At 52.6% G+C, this 18,243-nt stretch carries 20 protein-coding genes; 12 read left to right on the forward strand and 8 right to left on the reverse strand.

Translation table 11 applies throughout. The features are described from left to right. The first annotated feature begins 165 nt into the window (after positions 1-165). From ACO0LM_RS08990 to ACO0LM_RS09005, 4 genes are read left to right on the forward strand one after another with little or no spacing between them, the layout of a single operon-like run. Positions 166-1,047 carry a branched-chain amino acid ABC transporter permease gene (locus ACO0LM_RS08990; RefSeq protein ID WP_423036269.1) on the forward strand — a complete coding sequence of 294 codons (882 nt, stop codon included), beginning with the start codon at positions 166-168 and terminating at the stop codon, positions 1,045-1,047. Between the two features lie 4 nt (positions 1,048-1,051). Beyond that, positions 1,052-1,930 carry a branched-chain amino acid ABC transporter permease gene (locus ACO0LM_RS08995; RefSeq protein ID WP_423036271.1) on the forward strand — a complete coding sequence of 293 codons (879 nt, stop codon included), beginning with the start codon at positions 1,052-1,054 and terminating at the stop codon, positions 1,928-1,930. Then, positions 1,931-2,692 (forward strand): ABC transporter ATP-binding protein, encoded by a 762-nt coding sequence (locus tag ACO0LM_RS09000; RefSeq protein WP_423036274.1) that lies wholly within the window; start codon positions 1,931-1,933, stop codon positions 2,690-2,692. Next, the gene (locus ACO0LM_RS09005) at positions 2,689-3,402 is read left to right on the forward strand and encodes an ABC transporter ATP-binding protein (protein WP_423036276.1); all 714 of its coding nucleotides are present in this window, start codon (positions 2,689-2,691) and stop codon (positions 3,400-3,402) included. Before ACO0LM_RS09000 ends, ACO0LM_RS09005 begins: the two co-directional genes overlap by 4 nt. Before the next feature lie 72 nt (positions 3,403-3,474). On the opposite strand, the gene pmbA is transcribed toward ACO0LM_RS09005, so the two are convergent. Continuing rightward, positions 3,475-4,827 carry a metalloprotease PmbA gene (gene pmbA, locus ACO0LM_RS09010; protein ID WP_423036278.1) on the reverse strand — a complete coding sequence of 451 codons (1,353 nt, stop codon included), beginning with the start codon at positions 4,825-4,827 and terminating at the stop codon, positions 3,475-3,477. Between the two features lie 170 nt (positions 4,828-4,997). On the opposite strand from pmbA, the gene yjgA reads away from it, so the two are divergent. The 5 genes from yjgA to ACO0LM_RS09035 are packed head-to-tail and all read left to right on the forward strand — an operon-like array spanning position 4,998 to position 8,215. Then, the gene (gene yjgA, locus ACO0LM_RS09015; RefSeq protein WP_423036280.1) at positions 4,998-5,612 is read left to right on the forward strand and encodes a ribosome biogenesis factor YjgA; all 615 of its coding nucleotides are present in this window, start codon (positions 4,998-5,000) and stop codon (positions 5,610-5,612) included. Further along, positions 5,602-6,225 carry a molybdopterin adenylyltransferase gene (gene mog, locus ACO0LM_RS09020; RefSeq protein ID WP_423036282.1) on the forward strand — a complete coding sequence of 208 codons (624 nt, stop codon included), beginning with the start codon at positions 5,602-5,604 and terminating at the stop codon, positions 6,223-6,225. The genes yjgA and mog overlap by 11 nt, the downstream gene beginning before the upstream one ends. Before the next feature lie 29 nt (positions 6,226-6,254). Continuing rightward, positions 6,255-6,797, forward strand: a complete 543-nt coding sequence (locus tag ACO0LM_RS09025; protein WP_423036284.1) for a metal-dependent hydrolase — start codon at positions 6,255-6,257, stop codon at positions 6,795-6,797. After that, complete coding sequence (locus tag ACO0LM_RS09030; protein ID WP_423036286.1) at positions 6,794-7,468, forward strand: alpha/beta hydrolase; 675 nt, start codon at positions 6,794-6,796, stop codon at positions 7,466-7,468. Before ACO0LM_RS09025 ends, ACO0LM_RS09030 begins: the two co-directional genes overlap by 4 nt. A gap of 12 nt (positions 7,469-7,480) precedes the next feature. Beyond that, the gene (locus tag ACO0LM_RS09035) at positions 7,481-8,215 is read left to right on the forward strand and encodes a phytanoyl-CoA dioxygenase family protein (protein WP_423036288.1); all 735 of its coding nucleotides are present in this window, start codon (positions 7,481-7,483) and stop codon (positions 8,213-8,215) included. Between the two features lie 2 nt (positions 8,216-8,217). Here ACO0LM_RS09035 and ACO0LM_RS09040 read toward each other — a convergent pair whose 3' ends face one another. Both ACO0LM_RS09040 and purU read right to left on the reverse strand, forming a co-directional pair. Beyond that, positions 8,218-8,760: a YaeQ family protein gene (locus ACO0LM_RS09040; RefSeq protein WP_422980716.1), complete on the reverse strand. Its 543-nt coding sequence runs from the start codon at positions 8,758-8,760 to the stop codon at positions 8,218-8,220. Then, the gene (gene purU, locus ACO0LM_RS09045) at positions 8,760-9,632 is read right to left on the reverse strand and encodes a formyltetrahydrofolate deformylase (RefSeq protein ID WP_423036290.1); all 873 of its coding nucleotides are present in this window, start codon (positions 9,630-9,632) and stop codon (positions 8,760-8,762) included. The genes ACO0LM_RS09040 and purU overlap by 1 nt, the downstream gene beginning before the upstream one ends. A gap of 275 nt (positions 9,633-9,907) precedes the next feature. Here purU and ACO0LM_RS09050 point away from each other — a divergent pair, with 275 nt between their 5' ends. Further along, entirely contained in the window at positions 9,908-10,933 is a 1,026-nt protein-coding gene (locus ACO0LM_RS09050) for an NADP-dependent oxidoreductase (RefSeq protein WP_423036292.1), read from the forward strand. A 99-nt stretch (positions 10,934-11,032) separates the two neighbouring features. On the opposite strand, the gene otnI is transcribed toward ACO0LM_RS09050, so the two are convergent. Both otnI and ACO0LM_RS09060 read right to left on the reverse strand, forming a co-directional pair. Further along, positions 11,033-11,824, reverse strand: coding sequence for a 2-oxo-tetronate isomerase (otnI, locus tag ACO0LM_RS09055; protein WP_423036294.1), 792 nt, complete (start codon positions 11,822-11,824; stop codon positions 11,033-11,035). Positions 11,825-11,834: 10 nt separating this feature from the next. After that, positions 11,835-12,794, reverse strand: a complete 960-nt coding sequence (locus tag ACO0LM_RS09060) for a bile acid:sodium symporter family protein (protein ID WP_423036296.1) — start codon at positions 12,792-12,794, stop codon at positions 11,835-11,837. Positions 12,795-13,014: 220 nt separating this feature from the next. Here ACO0LM_RS09060 and ACO0LM_RS09065 point away from each other — a divergent pair, with 220 nt between their 5' ends. Beyond that, entirely contained in the window at positions 13,015-13,458 is a 444-nt protein-coding gene (locus ACO0LM_RS09065) for a GNAT family N-acetyltransferase (protein WP_423036298.1), read from the forward strand. A 16-nt stretch (positions 13,459-13,474) separates the two neighbouring features. On the opposite strand, the gene ACO0LM_RS09070 is transcribed toward ACO0LM_RS09065, so the two are convergent. Further along, positions 13,475-13,930 carry an acyl-CoA thioesterase gene (locus tag ACO0LM_RS09070; protein WP_423036300.1) on the reverse strand — a complete coding sequence of 152 codons (456 nt, stop codon included), beginning with the start codon at positions 13,928-13,930 and terminating at the stop codon, positions 13,475-13,477. 79 nt (positions 13,931-14,009) lie between these two features. Beyond that, entirely contained in the window at positions 14,010-15,494 is a 1,485-nt protein-coding gene (gene ubiD, locus ACO0LM_RS09075; protein WP_423036302.1) for a 4-hydroxy-3-polyprenylbenzoate decarboxylase, read from the reverse strand. Positions 15,495-15,980: 486 nt separating this feature from the next. Between ubiD and ACO0LM_RS09080 the strand changes: the two genes are divergently transcribed. Further along, entirely contained in the window at positions 15,981-16,907 is a 927-nt protein-coding gene (locus ACO0LM_RS09080) for a transglycosylase SLT domain-containing protein (protein WP_423036304.1), read from the forward strand. Between the two features lie 97 nt (positions 16,908-17,004). Here the strand turns inward: ACO0LM_RS09080 and ACO0LM_RS09085 are convergent, their stop codons facing one another. Next, entirely contained in the window at positions 17,005-18,171 is a 1,167-nt protein-coding gene (locus ACO0LM_RS09085) for a pyridoxal phosphate-dependent aminotransferase (RefSeq protein ID WP_423036306.1), read from the reverse strand. Positions 18,172-18,243 lie beyond the last annotated feature (72 nt).

The following is an 18,243-nucleotide window of genomic DNA, read 5'->3' on the forward strand; positions in this document are numbered from 1 at the left end:
TAGCCGCTGTATTGCTGACCCACACTGGGTCAGCAATACACGTTGCATGATTTCTCTTGCCGGGATGAGTTTCATCCGATAGAAATATACACATGTGCACATGTGTCGGTGACCTGCCCTGCATCTGCACAGGCAAGCAAAGCAATCCTAATCATCTGGATACCCATGCTGGAACAACAACTCATTAACGCTCTGACCCTAGGCAGCGTGTATGCGCTTTTCGCCTTAGGATTCACGCTGGTGTTCGGCGTCCTTGGCGTCATCAACTTGTCGCACGGCGCGATTTTCATGCTGGGTAGCTATATTGCCCTGCTGTTGGTCAGCGCTCTGCAGATGCCCCTGTGGGTGGCCATGTTGCTGGCCATGCTGGCCTGCGGCTTGCTGGGTGTCATCGTCGACTTTCTGGTCTTGCGGCCATTACGAAAACGCAATGCCCCGCATCTTGCCCCAATGATTGCCACCATAGGTGTGGCCATCATGATCACCAATATATCCCAGGGGATTTTTGGTGCAGAAAACAAACGCTTCCCTTTTGGCACCATACCGGAAGAAAGCTTCAGCCTTGGCAACCTGCACCTGACTGCGGTACAACTTGCGATTGTCGTCATCGCCTTTGTCCTGATGCTGGTGCTGCTGCAAGTCATGCGTCGCACGCAAATTGGCCGCGCCCTGCGGGCTATTGCCGAATCGCCCAAAGCTGCTTATTTGCTGGGCATCAATGTTGAAGGCCTGTTTTTCCTGACTTCATTTGCCGCAGCGGCACTGGGTGGCGCTGCCGGTGTACTGGTCGGCCTGTCGTTCAATGCAATTTCCCCATTCATGGGGCAACCCATGCTGCATAAGGGCATTGCCGTGATTATCCTGGGTGGCATGGGCGATATACGTGGTGCCATGATAGGTGGCCTGTTCCTCGGTTTTGCTGAAGTGATGAGCGTTGCTTATCTGTCGAGCGATTTCCGCGATGCGGTGGCTTTTGGTCTGTTATTTATCATCTTGCTGGTACGCCCTTCCGGTATGTTCGGCAGAGTACTGGAAAGAAAGGCGTAACACTATGCTTGAATGGTGGGATAGTTTTTGGGCTATTTATAGCACTGTCATTTTTGGCATAGGCGTCAATGCCATGCTGGCACTTTCGATTTACCTGACCTTGTCTTGCGGCTTGCTGTCACTGGCCAATGCGGCATTCATGGGCATCGGTGCCTACACAGCTTCCATGATCAGCATGCAGACCGGCTTGCCCTTCCCATTGGCCTTGCTGGCCGGTGCCATCATGCCTGCCATCGTCGCGCTGATCATCGGCATACCGACATTGCGTCTTTCCGGCGTCTACCTGGCCATGGCGACGCTGGGCTTTGGTGAAGTGGTACGTGTCATCGTGTTGAATATGGAAATCACCGGCGGCCCCATGGGCCTGAACGGCATTCCCCAAAAAACCGAGTGGTGGCACATCGTCATCCTGCTGGCGGTGATTTTGTTTGTACTGGCCAGGATGCGGCGTTCAAAAATAGGCCGTGCCTTTGAAGCAATCAAGGAAGATGAGATTGCCGCCCGCCTCATGGGTGTGAATGTCGGTGGCTACAAGCTGCTGGCGTTTGTGATGGGGGCATCCATCGCCGGTATTGCTGGCGGCCTGAATGCGCATTACACCTTCACCATAGGTCCAGGCAACTACGCATTTGAAAATGCGGTGGACATATTGACCATGGCAGTTTTCGGCGGCACCAGCAACTTGATCGGCCCGCTGATAGGCAGCAGCAGCCTGAGCCTGTTACCGGAACTGATGCACTCTTTAAAGAATTTCCGCCTGGCTGCCAACGGCCTGATACTGATACTGGTCATCCTGTATTTACCCAAAGGTATCTGGGACCCGGCAAGAATCAGAAACTTTCGCAAAAAGTTAACATCATCACGCTCCGGAAAGGTTAGCTAAATGCTGGAATTACGTTCTATCAGTAAAAATTTTGGCGGCCTGCGGGTATTGCAGGATGTCAGCTTCACCATGCCGCAAGGCAGTATCTATGGCTTGATTGGCCCCAATGGCGCTGGAAAAACCACCATCGTCAACCTGATTACCGGCCTGCTGCGCCCCAGCAGTGGTGAGTTGCGTTTCAATAGCCAGGACCTGACCACGGTGGCCAGTCACAAGATTGCCCAGTTGGGCGTTGCCCGCACATTTCAGAACATCCGTATTTTCAAGGAAATGAGCCTGCTGGAAAACGTCGTGGTCGGCATGCATGATCATCTCAACTATGGCGTGGCCAGCATGTTGTTCAATTTGAGCACATACAAAAATGCCGAAAAACAGGCCAAAGAACGCGCACACGAATTATTGTCATGGGTCAGGCTGGACCATAAAGCCCATATGCTGGCAGACAACCTGTCGTATGGCGAGCAACGCAAACTGGAATTTGCGCGCGCCCTGGCCACCGAGCCCAAGCTGCTCTTGCTGGATGAACCGGTAGCAGGCATGAATCCGGCAGAAAAAACTGAACTGATGGCAGAAATCAAAAATATACGTGAACGCGGTTTTTCGATTTTCATGATAGAACATGACATGCGCTTTGTGATGGAATTATGCGACCGTATTGCCGTGCTCAATTTTGGCAAGATCATCGCCGAAGGCACGCCCGAAGAAGTCCGCAACAACCCGGATGTGATTGAAGCCTACCTTGGCAAGGAGGACGCAGAATGAGTCAGATCTTGCGCGTCCAGGACCTGCATGTCATGTATGGCCATATCGCTGCCGTCAAAGGTATCAGCCTGGCCCTCAATGCCGGTGAAATCACCGCCCTTGTCGGTGCCAACGGTGCCGGCAAAAGCACCACCCTGCTGGCTATTTCCGGCTTGTTGAAATCAGCTTCCGGGCAAATCTTCCTGGAAGATGAAGACATCAGCCAAAAGTCGCCACACCACATCGTGCAAAAGGGTGTGGTACAGGTAGCCGAGGGCCGCGCCATTCTGACCACGCTCACCGTCAGGGAAAATCTTGAGCTGGGTGCCTACACCCGCAAGGACAAGACACAGATAGTGCAGGATATGGAATGGGTGTACACCCTCTTCCCGGTCCTGAAAAACCGTGCGACTGGCCTGGCAGGAAATTTATCGGGTGGCGAACAGCAAATGCTGGCCATAGGCCGTGCCCTGATGGCAAAACCCAAAGTGCTGCTGCTGGACGAACCCTCGATGGGGCTGGCCCCACTGGTGGTGCAGGAGATTTTCCGCATCCTGAAGGAAATCAATCAGACTGGCCTCAGCATCCTGCTGGTAGAACAAAACGTCAGGCAGGCGCTGAAGATCGCCAAACATGGCTATGTGCTGGAAAACGGCAATATCGTTCTCAGCGACACGGGGGCCAACTTGCTCAGCAATCCCAAGGTCATCGAAGCTTATCTGGGCGCATGATCAAATCACACGCCAACAAAAAAAAGACCATCTGCATCAGATGGTCTTTTTTTTCAAGGCGAACAATGTCGATCAGCCACCGGCAATCGTCATGTTCTCGATCAAGATGGAACCTGTCTGTTTGGTGCCTCTGATCAGGGTGTCGTTACCGATGGCAACAATCTGCTTGAACATGTCTGGCATATTGCCGGCGATGGTGATCTCTTCAACAGCGTACTGAATCACACCGTTTTCCACCCAGTAGCCAGAAGCGCCGCGCGAATAATCGCCGGTCACATAATTCACGCCCTGCCCCATCAGTTCAGTCACCAGCAAGCCACGCCCCATTTTTTTCAGCATAGCCACAAAATTATCCGAACGCTTGGTCAGCGATGATGTCATTGACAAATTATGCGAGCCGCCAGCATTGCCGGTGGTCTGCATGCCCAGCTTGCGGGCTGAATAAGTGGACAGGAAATAGCCTTGCAATACCCCATTGCTGACGATGTCACGTTTCTGTGTTTTCACGCCTTCATCATCAAACGGTGAAGAACCGACCGCACCGATGACATGCGGGTCTTCCAGTACCTGTATATGATCCGGGAAAATCTGGGTACCCAGCGAATCCAGCAGGAAAGTAGATTTGCGATACAGTGCGCCACCCGAAGTTGCCTGCACCAGCGAACCCAGCAAGCCAGCCGCCAGCGGTGCTTCAAACAAGACCGGGCATTTGCGGGTATCAAGCTTGCGTGCATTCAGCCTGGCCAGTGCCCGTTCAGCAGCATAACGGCCTATGGATTCAGGGTCGGCCAGTTTTTTTGCATTGCGTTGGGATGAATACCAGTCATCCCTTTGCATTTTTGCACCCTTGCCAGCAATCGGCGCAACAGAAATGGTATGGCGCGAAATAGGATAACCGCCCATGAAACCGCGTGAATTGGCCGCCACAAAATGCGATTGCTGGGCATGCACGCTGGCACCCTCGCTATTCGTGATGCGCTTGTCCACCGCAAACGCTGCTGCTTCCGTGCGTTTTGCCAGTTCTATGGCTTCTTCGGCACTGATCAGCCACGGGTGGCACAGTTTCAGGTCACGTGGTGCCAATTCCAGCAATTCTGGCTCTGGCAAACCGGCGCAATCATCTTCTGCCGTAAAACGGGCGATATTGTAGGCCGCGTCGACCGAGTCACGCAGTGCCTGCTCGGAAAAATCCGAGGTACTGGCATTGCCGCGTCTTTGGCCGATATACACAGTGATACCGATGCCTTTGTCACGGTTTTGCTCTATGGTTTCCACCTTGCCCTTGCGGACACTGATGGACAGGCCACCGCCCTCACTGATCTCTACCGCCGCATCAGATGCCCCTTTTTCACGGGCAAAACGCAACATATCCTGCGCGATTTGTTTTAACTGGTCTTGGGAATGGGTGAAAACTGGTTTGCTCATAGATGGGGTTTCTGTGGGAAGCTAAACGAAAAAACTGCCATGAAATTACCGCAATAATACCCCCTTGCCAATGCAAAGCTTGCCCTGACGTGGGTGTTTTTGGGTATTTCCTAGCTAAAAGGGGTATCATAGCAGCCGTTTCATTAAGTTAATAGTAAAGGCGCAGAATTATGCCAAATCCAAATCGTGGCTCATGTGGCTACCAATCCAATGAGTTCGAGCCAGAATACGATCGTCCATCCAAGTCACAATTAAAGCGCGAAATGACCGCCCTGCAAAAATTGGGGCAAGAACTGGTCGAACAAGCGCGTGAACGCGTCAAACGTGTCCCCATGCCAGAAGATGTGCGCGAAGCCATCCTGATTTGCCAACAAATCAAGGATCATGAAGGCCGCCGCCGTCAGATGCAGTATGTGGGCAAGAAGATGCGCACCCTGGATGAAGAAGAAGTCGCATTGATCCAGAGAACCATCGACAGCTGGAAAGGTGCCTCCAAATCGGAAACAGCCGCTATGCACGCGCTTGAACGTCAGCGCGAAAAACTGCTGGCCGACGACAATGTACTGACCGAGTTGCTGGCAGAAAATCCGCAACTGGATGTACAGCAATTGCGCACCCTGATACGCAATGCACGCAAGGAACAGGCAGAAAACAAGCCGCCCAAGGCCTATCGCGAGATTTTCCAGATTTTGAAAGACCTGCAAAAATCCAAAGCTGGTGCCAAGGCGGATGATGCTGACGAGTCTGATGAAGAAGATGACGACGACGAGTACGATGACAGATAAGTCTGTAGATCAAAGCAAGCTGAAAATCGGCCTGGTCTCCATTTCAGACCGGGCTTCTGCCGGTATTTATCAGGACCAGGGCTTGCCAGCCTTGCAGGAATGGTTTGGCAAGGCAATGACTACCCCCTGGGATATGGTCACCCGCCTGATACCAGATGAACGTGCAGCGATAGAACAAGCCCTGATTGCCCTGGTGGATGAAGAAGAATGCCATCTGGTCATCACGACCGGTGGTACCGGCCCGTCCCGGCGTGACGTGACGCCAGAAGCCACACTCGCCGTTGCCACCAAGGAAATGCCAGGCTTTGGCGAACAGATGCGCCAGATCAGCCTGAAATTCGTGCCAACGGCGATTTTGTCACGGCAAGTCGCCGTCATACGTGAAACCACTACCCATGCAGCCCTGATATTGAATTTGCCAGGCCAGCCAAAATCCATCAAGGAAACCCTGGAAGGCTTGAAAGATGCTGACGGCAAGCAGCAGGTCGCCGGTATTTTTGCAGCCGTCCCGTATTGCATCGATTTGATCGGTGGCCCGTATATCGAAACCGATGATGCGGTCTGCAAGGCATTCCGGCCAAAGAACGCCCTGCGCCCTAAAAATCCGGCCTGATATCTGACGACAACTGATCACCCGCCGACATGGCAACAATACTCACCCACCCCATCATCCCGTTGACCTGCGGTCTGTTGCTTGGCCGCCAGCGTATTTCATGGCCCTTGCTAACCCTGGGCATGTTGTGCGCCATCTTGCCAGATCTGGATGTCATCAGCTTCAAGCTGGGCATCGCCTATGAATCGGCATTTGGGCATAGAGGCTTCAGCCATTCGCTGCTGATGGCAGCACTGGTGGCGACTGTCGCCTGCGCATTTCATGCGCGCCTGGGCAGCAGCCGCCTGCGGGTCTGGTTGTTTATCGCATTTGCCACCGCATCCCACGGCATGCTGGATGCCTTGACCACTGGTGGGCTGGGCGTGGAATTTTTCTGGCCGCTGAATGAAGAACGTTATTTCTTTCCCTGGCAATTCATCAAGGTATCGCCAATAGGCGTGAACCGTTTCCTGACGGCACGCGGCTGGCAAGTCATGCAATCTGAATTGTTGAGCGTATGGTTGCCCTGCGCCTTATTACTGCTCACGGTAAAATCTGTCACTTATTTTAATTCTTCCAGAAAACCATCATGACACAAGACATTCTAGAAACGATAGAAATAGAAAGCAGCCCCAACCCCACGGTCGCTGTCATCTGGATGCATGGCCTGGGTGCCGATGCCAATGATTTTGTGCCCATCGTCAGGGAACTGGATCTGAGTGGCAACCCCGGCATCCGCTTTGTCTTCCCGAATGCACCGACCATGCCGGTGACCATCAATGGCGGGTATGTGATGCGTTCCTGGTATGACATACTGGGCACTGACATCGCCAGACGTGAAGATGAAAAGGGTCTGCGCGTATCGCAAAAACGCATAGAACAATTGATCGCCCGCGAAAATGCACGCGGCATTCCATCAGAACGCATCTTGCTGGCAGGCTTCTCGCAAGGTTGCGCCATGACCTTGCAAACCGGTTTGCGCTACCAGGAAAAACTGGGTGGCCTGCTGTGCCTGTCCGGCTATGTTCCCTTGCGTGATCTGATTGCCACCGAGCGCCATGCGGCCAACCAGGATACCCCCATCTTCCAGGCCCATGGCCGCTCCGACCCTGTCATCCAGATACAACGCGCCGAAGAATCACGCGATCTGCTGAAGCAACTGGGATACCAGCTTGAATGGCATGAATACATGATGCCACATTCCGTCTGCCCGGAAGAAGTGGACGATATCAGCCTGTGGCTGAAAAAGGTTTTGCAGGGCTGATCTGAAAGTCTGATGTTAGCTACATCAAACAGTTATTTGGGTATGGCTGAGGGTTTGAGTCAGCAGGGTTTTGCCCTGTTGCCCGGCTTTCTCAACCCGGCTGAACTATCGCAACTGGAACAGGCCTGCCAGCCCATCGCCCATGACTATGGTGTGCGGCTGGTCTTGCAAACCCATCCGGCTATTTCGCTTGCCCTGCCCTGGCAAAAAATACAGGCGGTCTTGCAGGCGGCAGGCATGCCGTATGCAAAGCCGGTACGCAGCATCTTCTTCAACAAAAATGCTGAACACAACTGGCTGGTAGCCTGGCATCAGGATATGACGATTTGCGTGAGCCAGAAAATGGATGTGCCCGGCTACACAAAGTGGACGCTTAAAAACGGCGCCCACCATGTCGAGCCACCGGCAAATGTATTGGAAAGCATGCTGGCCCTGCGCATCGCCCTTGATGCTGCCGACCATGACAATGCCGCCCTGAAAGTGATGGCAGGCAGCCATCGCCACGGCAAACTGCACGGTGCACAGGTAGATGCCTATATTGAGAATGCCGCGCAAACCGATGTGCAGGTCTGCGCCATGCAGGCGGGGGATGTCTTGCTGATGAAACCACTGCTATTACATGCATCGGACAAGGCCAACCATACTACCCATACTAGTCAGCGCCGGGTTTTGCACCTGGAATTCAGCGCCACCGCGCTGCCCACACCCATGCAATGGGCAGAAGCAGCGAATACAGTGACGGTCTGAATTTAAGAAAAGTCTTTCAAGGTTTCCAGGTCAATCTGCACCGAAGCATCACCGGCTGACATCCAGATTTGCCCATCCTGTATCGTGCATTGCAATTGCATGTTGCGCTGGGCGAGTTTTTCCAATGCCTGGCTTTGCTCTGAAGGTACATTCATGACACGCAAATTCTTGGCGCGGTCGAGACGGCTATTCATTGCCTTCCACCAGATATCACTGGCGCTGGCAAAGCTGTAGACGATGACTTGTTCCGAACGGCCACAGGCTTTCAGCAAACGTCTGTCGTCCGGCTGGCCAACTTCTACCCACAGTTGTATGGCATCGGTGTAATCCTTCAGCCAGATATCGGGTTCTTCGGTATCGGATATGCCCTTACCGAATTCCAGGCGTTCTGCCGCATGGATGGCAAAGGCCAGCACACGTATCATCATGCGTTCATCGGTTTCGGATGGATGGCGGGCGATCGTCAGGCTATGGTCGGCATAATAGCCACGGTCCATGTCCGAGATATTCAGGTCGGCCTTGTAAATGATGGATTTGAGTGCCATTACTTGAACACCACCGTCTTGTGGCCATTCAATAAAATGCGATGTTCAACAAAGCATTTGACGGCACGCGCCAGCACCACGCATTCCACATCACGACCGATGGCGGTCAGGGTTTCCGGTTCCATGGAATGATCAACACGCTCTACATCCTGTTCAATGATAGGGCCTTCATCCAGGTCACCGGTCACAAAATGCGCGGTAGCGCCTATCAGTTTGACGCCACGCTCATGCGCCTGGTAGTAAGGCTTGGCACCCTTGAAGCTGGGCAGGAAGGAATGATGGATATTGATCGCCTTGCCCTTCAGCGCATCGCATAACTGCGGCGACAGTATCTGCATATAACGCGCCAGCACCACCAGTTCTATATCATTGGCGGCAACGATATCCAGCACTTTTTGTTCCTGCGCACGCTTGGCTTCTGCCGGCGCACCTGCTGCCAGCGGCAAATGGTGGAAAGGAATGTTGTAGCTGGCCGCCAACTGATAAAAATCAGTGTGGTTGGACACGATGGCCTTGATCTCTACCGGCAATAAGCCACTTTTGTAGCGGAACAGCAAATCATTCAGGCAATGGCCGATCTTGGATACCATCAGCATCACACGTGGCTTGTGATGTGCATCATGCAATTGCCAGTTCATTTGCATGCTGCCACCGAGCACGGCAAAGTCGTCCCTCAACGCGCTATCACTGATCGCCGTATCTTCCACGGCGAAATGCACGCGCATGAAAAAGGTAGCCGACTGCGCATCACCGAACTGGGCCGAGTCAATAATATTGCAGCCATGATGGGCCAGGAAACCCGATACGCTATGCACAATGCCGCGTTGATCGGGACAGGATAAAGTCAGGATGTATTCTGGTCGTATGCTCATGATTTCAGGGGTATAGCCCGGGTTGATGACGATATGGGCTTTAAAACAAATTAAATTCGTAAATTTACTGGCAAGCTTAAAGATTAACCGTCTATTGTCGCATGATCGGCCGCATAATTCATAGAACCTGCTTTCAATTAAATAATCACAACAAAAAGCACGTTCGTTCTAATTCATGTATAGTCACTCTTCTGACACCCCCATTTTGATTCAGACGCATTCAGATGCGTTCAAACATATTCAAACGCAAACCGCACCAATATCAAGGAGACAGCATGAGCACACTCAGCAACCAGCAATACCGCCTCGCCGCCCGTCCGGTAGGCAACCCCAAGCATAGTGACTGGAACTTCACCACAGAAACCGTACGCGACATCACAGATGGTGAAATTGTCGTACAGACCATTTATATCTCGCTGGACCCGGCCATGCGTGGCTGGATGAATGAAGGTAAATCCTATATCCGCCCGGTCGCCATCAATGAAGTCATGCGCGCTGGCGGCATAGGCAAGGTGCTTGCATCCAAATCCCCCAAATTTGCGGTTGGTGATTATGTGTCCGGTGGTACGGGTGTGCAGCAATACTGGGTAGGTGCAGCCGATGACAAAACGGCTGGCTTTTATAAGGTCAGCCCTAAGCTGGCTCCCTTGCCAAAATTCATGAATGCCCTGGGCATGCCTGGCATGACGGCCTATTTCGGCCTGCTGGACGTGGGTCAACCCAAGACAGGTGAAACCGTGGTGGTATCCGGTGCCGCTGGTGCCGTTGGCCAGACCGTGGGCCAGGTCGCCAAGCAAAAGGGTTGCCGCGTGATTGGTATTGCCGGTGGCAAGGATAAATGCGATTTCGTTGTCAATGAACTGGGTTTTGATGCCTGCATCGATTACAAGACTGGCTCGGTCAAAGATGGCCTGAAAGAACATTGCCCGAATGGCGTTGACATCTACTTTGATAATGTCGGCGGCGATATCCTTGATACCGTACTGACCCGTATCAACCTGAAGGCACGCATCATTATTTGTGGCGCGATCTCCCAGTACAACAACACGACACCGGTCAAGGGCCCGGCCAATTACCTGTCACTGCTGGTCAACCGCGCCCGCATGGAAGGTATCGTCGTCTTTGATTACGCCGCCCGTTACGGCGAAGCCGTGGCTGAAATGGGCAAATGGATGGCCGAAGGCAAGTTCCAGACGCGTGAAGACATTGTCAAGGGCATAGAAACCTTCCCTGATACGCTGATGATGCTGTTTGAAGGTAAAAACTTCGGCAAACTTATTTTGCAGGTCAGCGAAGAATAAGCACCCTTCGCCCTTTAGCCGCAATACAGAAAAGCAGTCATGACGACTGCTTTTTTGCTTTGGCTGAATCCATCACCAGCAGCATCACCGTCACCACCGTCACTTCAGCCAGGGCTTTACCCAGGATAAACCTTCCGACGTACCTGCACGTGGGCGGTATTCGCAACCTATCCAGCCCTGGTAGCCCAACTCGTCAAGCAGGCCAAACAGGTAGGGATAATTGACTTCCCCCTGATCCGGCTCTTGCCGGTCTGGCACACCGGCAATCTGAACATGGCCAATGCCGGCATGCTGGAGTGACATATCCCGGCGCAGCTTGGTAGCGACATCGCCTTCGACGATCTGGCAATGGTAAATATCAAACTGCACACGCAAATTTTCTACTCCGGCTTCCTGGCAAATTTCCTGCGCTTCGTCTTGGCGGTTTAAAAAATAGCCCGGTATATCACGGGTATTGATGGGCTCAATCACGATGGTGATGCCATCCCTGTCAGCCAGCAAGGCCGCATAGGCCAGATTGCGCAGATACACGGCGCGGTGCTTTGCCCTGTCTTGCTCTGGCTGTATCAGCCCGGCCATCACATGCAGAGTACGGTTACCGAGGGCGCGGGCATAATCCAGCGCCTGTTCAAAACCCAGCTTGAACTCTTCTTCACGTCCGGGTATCGACGCCATGCCACGCTCACCCGCTGCCCAGTTACCCGGCGGGGTATTGAACAGTACCTGTGTCAAACCGTTGTCCTGCAATAGCTTTTGCAAGTCCTGCACCGGATAGTCATAGGGAAACAGGTATTCCACTGCCTTGAAACCATCTTTCGCTGCAGCAGCAAAGCGTTCGGTAAAAGCTAATTCGGTATACATCATGCTGAGATTGGCAGCAAAACGTGGCATTTTTGGCTCCTTATCTTTTTGCGTAACGTTGCGCCATCACGGCACATACCATCAACTGTAATTGATGGAACAGCATCAATGGTAATAAGACCATACCTACGGCATGGCTGGCAAATAAAACTTTGGCCATGGGCACACCGCTGGCAAGGCTTTTCTTGGAGCCGCAAAACACGATGGTGATCTCATCTTCCTTGCTGAAGCCGAAACGGCGGCTGATAAACATGGTCAGCCCCATGATGATAGCCAGCATCAGTCCGCTGACAGCCAGCAGGCTCAATAACATCAGCGGCGGCAATTGTTGCCACAGCCCCTGCACCACCGCCTCGCTGAAGGCGACATACACCACCAGCAAGATTGAACTCTGGTCCACCATTTTCAATATGCCTGCATATTTTTCCAGCCAGACCTGCAACAGCGGGCGCATCAGTTGGCCGGCAACGAATGGCAGCAATAACTGATAAACAATTTTCAGCATGGCGTCAATAGAGGAATGACTTTCGCCATGCGCCACCACGACCAGGCTGACCAGCAAAGGGGTAATGAAGATGCCCAGCATATTGCTGGCCGACGCACTGCACACCGCTGCCGGCACATTGCCGCGTGCCACCGAGGTAAATGCGATGGACGATTGCACGGTAGAAGGCAGGACGCACAAAAACAGAATGCCGACATATAACTCAGGTGTCAGCAAGGGTAACAGCAATGGTTTCAGGCTCAAGCCCATCAGGGGGAAAACGGCAAAGGTGAATATCATCACCAGCACATGCAGGCGCCAGTGGGTAAGGCCGGCCAGCACAGCCTGGCGTGATAATTTGGCACCGTGCATAAAAAACAGCAAGGCAATCATGCCCGTCGCCAGATGATCAAAACCTGTTGCGACGACCCCTCTGGCAGGAAAGAGACTGGCCAAAGCCACAACACTGAACAACAACAAGGTCATGTTGTCGGGTAAAAAACGAGGTCGCTTCATGATGGATGCGAAAATTCGGATAAAAGGTTTAAGTTTGATGCCTTGATTGTACTTGAATAATGCATGCCGGCATGGAGGTATGACAACACAGGGCCAGCAAAACACCACCGATTGCTTTTACCTGGCTTGACGCTACATTAATGACGCTACAATAAGGCCCCACACTGGCATCTGCCTTGCAGGCCAGACGAACACCCACCAGTAACCTGATAAAAAGCTTATGACCAATTCTTCCGCCCTGCATTTTCGACTGGCTACTGCTGACGATGTCAGCACCATCATGCGCATACGTCTGGAAGTAAAAGAAAATACCCTGTCCAACCCCAACATCATCACGCGCCAGATGTGCCTGGATTATCTGGATACCCTTGGCCGTGGCTGGGTGGCAGAACTGGATGGTGAAATCCAGGGCTTTTCATACGCCGCCCATGAAGACAGCAGCATCTGGGCCTTATTTGTCTCGCCCGGGCATGAGGGCAAAGGCATGGGCAAGGTCTTGTTGAAGCTGGCAGTCGATTATCTGTTCGGGCTGGGCAACCAGGAAGTCAAACTGGGCACCTCACCCGACACCCGCGCCGACCGCTTTTATGCGGCCCGGGGCTGGAAGCGGGGCGAAATGAAGAGTGCCACCGAGGTCGCGTATACATTAAGCAAGCGTTCTTAAGCCTCGGCAAACCACATCACCCAGAAATAGTTGGAACCACAGCTGGAACCACAGCCGGCAAATAGATATCGCAAAACTCCGCCGGCATGCGGCGCGCGCGGCCACTGCTCAATTCTATGCAGACCAGGTCCCAGCGACCCCGAAGTACGGTGGCACCGTCACTATCGCGTATCAGTTGAAAACGCCGGTCCATGGTGAGTTTGCCATCACTGGCAAACAGCCAGGTGGCCAGCGTCATTGATTCGCCCAGCAAGCTTGGCAAGACATAATCATATTCGCCGCGCCGTATCGCCATGGCCCTGTCCAGCCTGTGGTAATCAGCCAGGTTCAGGCCCAGGGCTTCTGAATGCCCCCACGCGACTTCTTCACACCAGCGTACATACACGGCATTATTGGTGTGGTTCAGCCCATCGATATCACTGTCTTGCGGTGTAACAGGCCGCGTGAATGGCTGCGGATAATCCCAGATCATTAAACCACTCATATATATATAGGGGGAGGTAGAGAGGATAAAAAAAGCCGATAGCTAAAACAGGTTTAAAACAGGTCAATCACAAACCCAGCTCTTGCCAGATCTGGTCTACCTTCGCCTTCACTTCTGGCGTCATCTGTATGGTGCTACCCCATTCGCGGCTGGTTTCACCCGGCCATTTATTGGTCGCGTCTATGCCCATCTTGCTGCCCAGGCCACTGACCGGAGAAGCAAAATCAAGATAATCGATGGGCGTATTGTCTACCAGGGTGGTATCACGCAAGGGGTCGACGCGGGTGGTAATCGCCCAGATGACTTCTTTCCAGTCACGGATATTGACATCTTCATCCACCACCACGATGAACTTGGTATACATGAACTGGCGCAAAAAGCTCCAGACACCAAACATGACGCGCTTGGCATGGCCGGCATAGGCTTTTTTTATCTGTACCACAGCCATGCGGTAGCTACAGCCTTCCGGCGGTAAATAGAAGTCTGTGATTTCGCTGAACTGCTTTTGCAGCAAAGGGATGAAGACTTCATTCAGCGCCACGCCCAGCACCGCCGGTTCATCTGGCGGCTTACCTGTATAGGTAGAATGATAAATCGGATCACGCCGCATGGTAATGCGGTCTATAGTAAACACAGGGAACCAGTCTTGCTCATTGTAATAGCCGGTATGGTCGCCATACGGGCCTTCCAGCGCATGTTCATAACCGCTGGGATGATTGGCATCTGGATAGATATGCCCTTCCAGCACAATTTCTGCCGATGCCGGCACGCGCAGTTCGCTACCTATTGCTTTGACCAGCTCAGTGCGGCTGCCGCGCAAGAGGCCGGCGAACTGGTATTCAGACAAACTGTCGGGCACTGGCGTCACTGCACCTAATATAGTAGCCGGGTCGGCCCCCAGGGCAACTGCGATGGGATAAGGCTGGCCTTTATTGACGATGCCATGCTCACGAAAATCCAGTGCGCCGCCACGATGGGCAAGCCAGCGCATGATGACTTTATTGCGTCCCAGGACCTGTTGTCTATATATACCCAGGTTTTGCCGTTTCTTGTTCGGACCTTTGGTAATCACCAGCCCCCAGGTAATCAAGGGCGCGATATCACCGGGCCAGCAATGCTGTATCGGTAAACGCGCAAGATCAACGTCATTGCCTTCCCAGACGATTTCCTGGCATTTGGCACCGCGTAATTCTTTGGGTGACATATCCCAGACGGCCTTGACCAGTGAACCCAGGCCCAGTATTTCCTTGAACCCTTTGGGTGGTTCTGGTTCTTTCAGGGCAGACAGTACATGCCCTATCTGACGCAATTCACTCAGGCTTTCTGCCCCCATGCCAAGCGCGACACGGCGTGTGGTACCGAACAGATTGCCCAGCACGGGTATGGTATGACCTGTAGGTTTGCTGAATAAAAGAGCAGGACCTTCGGCCCGCAAAGTGCGGTCGCAAATTTCTGTCATCTCCAGATAAGGTGAAACTGGCAGGTCGACCCGCTTAAGTTCGTTTTTTTCTTGCAATTGAGAAATAAAATCTCTCAAATCAGAATATTTCATGATTTTTCGCTTTTTTGTATCTTTACACTAGGAACACTAGCATTTTCAGGCAAGTGCTTGATTTTATTGAACTTTGCTGCAATGCAGCACGTTTCATCAGACATAAAAGTAATTAAAATTCATTTTGATAGTGTTGACTTGATATAAAACCGCCCCTACAATTCGCCCAACTTGATGAAGAGGTTAATGACTTCCGCACTTTCGATACAAAGAAAGTTTCGCCAAACGGTAACATCATTCAAGGGGATCGGGCCCCACATAACATTGTAAGGATTGTTTTCAAAAGGCGTCTGCCTTATCCCGAAAATAGTTGTTTGTCACTGGACACACCATGAACAGGTCCGACTGACCTGATTTGACAAACAGCTCCGGCGTCTTGCGATCACACACTGTGACGAGGACGATGTTTCTGATTCGCGGAAGTAGTTTTTTACGTTTGGCTTTTAAGTAAGTTGAATGACTCATCGCGGAGATTCAGGAGGTAACATGTTTCAACGTTTTATTTTAGCAGTACAAAGAAGCAGTATCGCTTCCACCGACAAGCGCCAGACGCTGTCCCTGGTAGCGCGTGACACTACAAATGGTTTTATGACTATCGTTCGTCAATTGTTCATGATGTCTGGCGTTATTGCCATGACGGCATTGGCGATGATGTTTATCAAACCGGAACTGACTGACAAATTCAAAGACCTGTCCCCTTATGCCGAAGCAGAAGAGGAAGAGACAGCGGCACCAGTACCTGCCCCCAATCTTGCAGCCTTGATGCATGCACCGGGCCAGACAGGCAGCAACCCGTATAAGCAAGCCGGTTTGTCTGAAGAAGACTCCAAAATGCTGGGTAACCAACGTCAACAACAATGGGTCACCAACTGGCTGGCAAAACGCTATCACATCGCCAACGATGCCACCAATATGCTGGTATCTGCCGCTTATCTGACGGCCAAGGAAATCAAGCTTGATCCTTTGCTGATTCTGTCCGTTATGGCGATAGAATCCGGCCTGAATCCGTTTGCGGAAAGCCCGGTTGGCGCACAAGGCCTGATGCAGGTCATGTCCAAGGTTCACCATGACAAGTTCCAGGAAATGGGAGGCGTCAAAGCTGCCCTGAACCCGGTCGCCAATATCAAGGTAGGCGCCCTGATCCTGAAAGACTATGTCACCCGCGGTGGTTCTGTCGAAGCAGGCCTGAAGATGTATGTCGGCGCAGCCGATGCAGAAAATGACTCTGGCTACGGTTCTCGCGTCTTGAATGAGTACAAACGCCTGAAAGACGTTTCTGCTGGCAAGAACGTGCCTACCTTCTTCAGCCCACCGGCTCCGGTAGCCCGTCCGGTGGAAGCAGCAGCCAAACCGGAAGCGGCCGAAGTCAAAGCACCGGTGGAAGCGAAAAAGGACCAGATCGCCACGCTGTAATTCTGCCAGGATACATTGCAGCACCTCTCTTCAAGTATAAAAATGCCGTCAGTATGAAAATACTGGCGGCTTTTTTATTTGTGCTATCTTCCCCGCGCTACTTTTTGACCAGGAACTTCTTCAGACGCCGGACTGCCTCCTCCAGGTTTTCCAGAGAATTGGCATACGAAATCCTGACATGGGTATGTGCAGTTGCCGGACCAAAATCCAGGCCGGGCACGATCACCACCCCAGCCTCGTTCAACACCTGCCGTGCAAATGCGTCAGCATCATCAGAAAAAGCCGAGCAATCCGCATACACATAAAATGCCCCATCAGGGGTAACCGGCACGCCAAAGCCCAGTTCACGCAAGGCAGGCACGATATAGTCACGCCTGCGCTTGAATTCTGCCTTGCGTTCTTCATAGATCGCAATGGTGGCCGCTTCAAAACAGGCCAGTGCCGCATATTGTGCAACCGATGAGGGGCAGATGAACAGGTTCTGCGCGAGTTTTTCCAGCTGCGGCACGATTCTTTCCGGCACCACCAGCCAACCCAGACGCCAGCCTGTCATGTTGAAATACTTGCTGAAGCTGTTGATGACCACCACATCATCATCCAGTGACAGGGCAGAAAACGGCGCTTCGTCATAGGACAGGCGCTGGTAGATTTCATCCACGATGGTAAAGCCGCCCAGTTGCTTGACGGTCGCCACGATTTTCTTCAGCTCAGCATGCGCGATTGAGGTGCCGGTAGGATTGGATGGCGATGCCAGCAAGACACCACTGCTTTGCGCATCCCAATGCTGACGTACGATGGCTTCCGTCAACTGGAAGCGATGTTCTGCCCCGCTGGCGATTAATTTGGCCTTGCCTTCAAAGGCTGCCACGAAATGGCGGTTACACGGATAGCAGGGGTCAGGCATCAGCACTTCCCTGCCCGGCTCGACCAGGGCGGCACAAGCCAGTAACAAGGCGGCAGAAGCACCGGCAGTCACAATAATGCGGCTGGTCGGCACTTGTATGCCATAGGTGCGCAGGTAATCATCGGCAATTGCCTGGCGCAGGGCTGGCAAACCCAGTGCCGAGGTATATTGCAGGCGGCCATCTACCATAGCTTTGGTGGCAGCATCAATGACCGGCTGCGGTGCGGTAAAGTCTGGCTCGCCTATCCCCATATGGATGAGATGGCGTCCCCCGGCTTCCAGCGCCGCTGCCATTTTCATGAGTTCCATCACGTGGAAAGGGGCAATATTGTCGAGCCTGGAGGCAAGATGATTGTGCATGCAGTATCCTGAAAAAACGGGCTAAAAAACTTGTTGGAGCATAGTTATATAGGGCTTACGCAAAATTGTCCC

Origin of the sequence: Undibacterium sp. Di26W, assembly GCF_049340265.1 — a bacterium.
Lineage (GTDB): Bacteria > Pseudomonadota > Gammaproteobacteria > Burkholderiales > Burkholderiaceae_D > Undibacterium.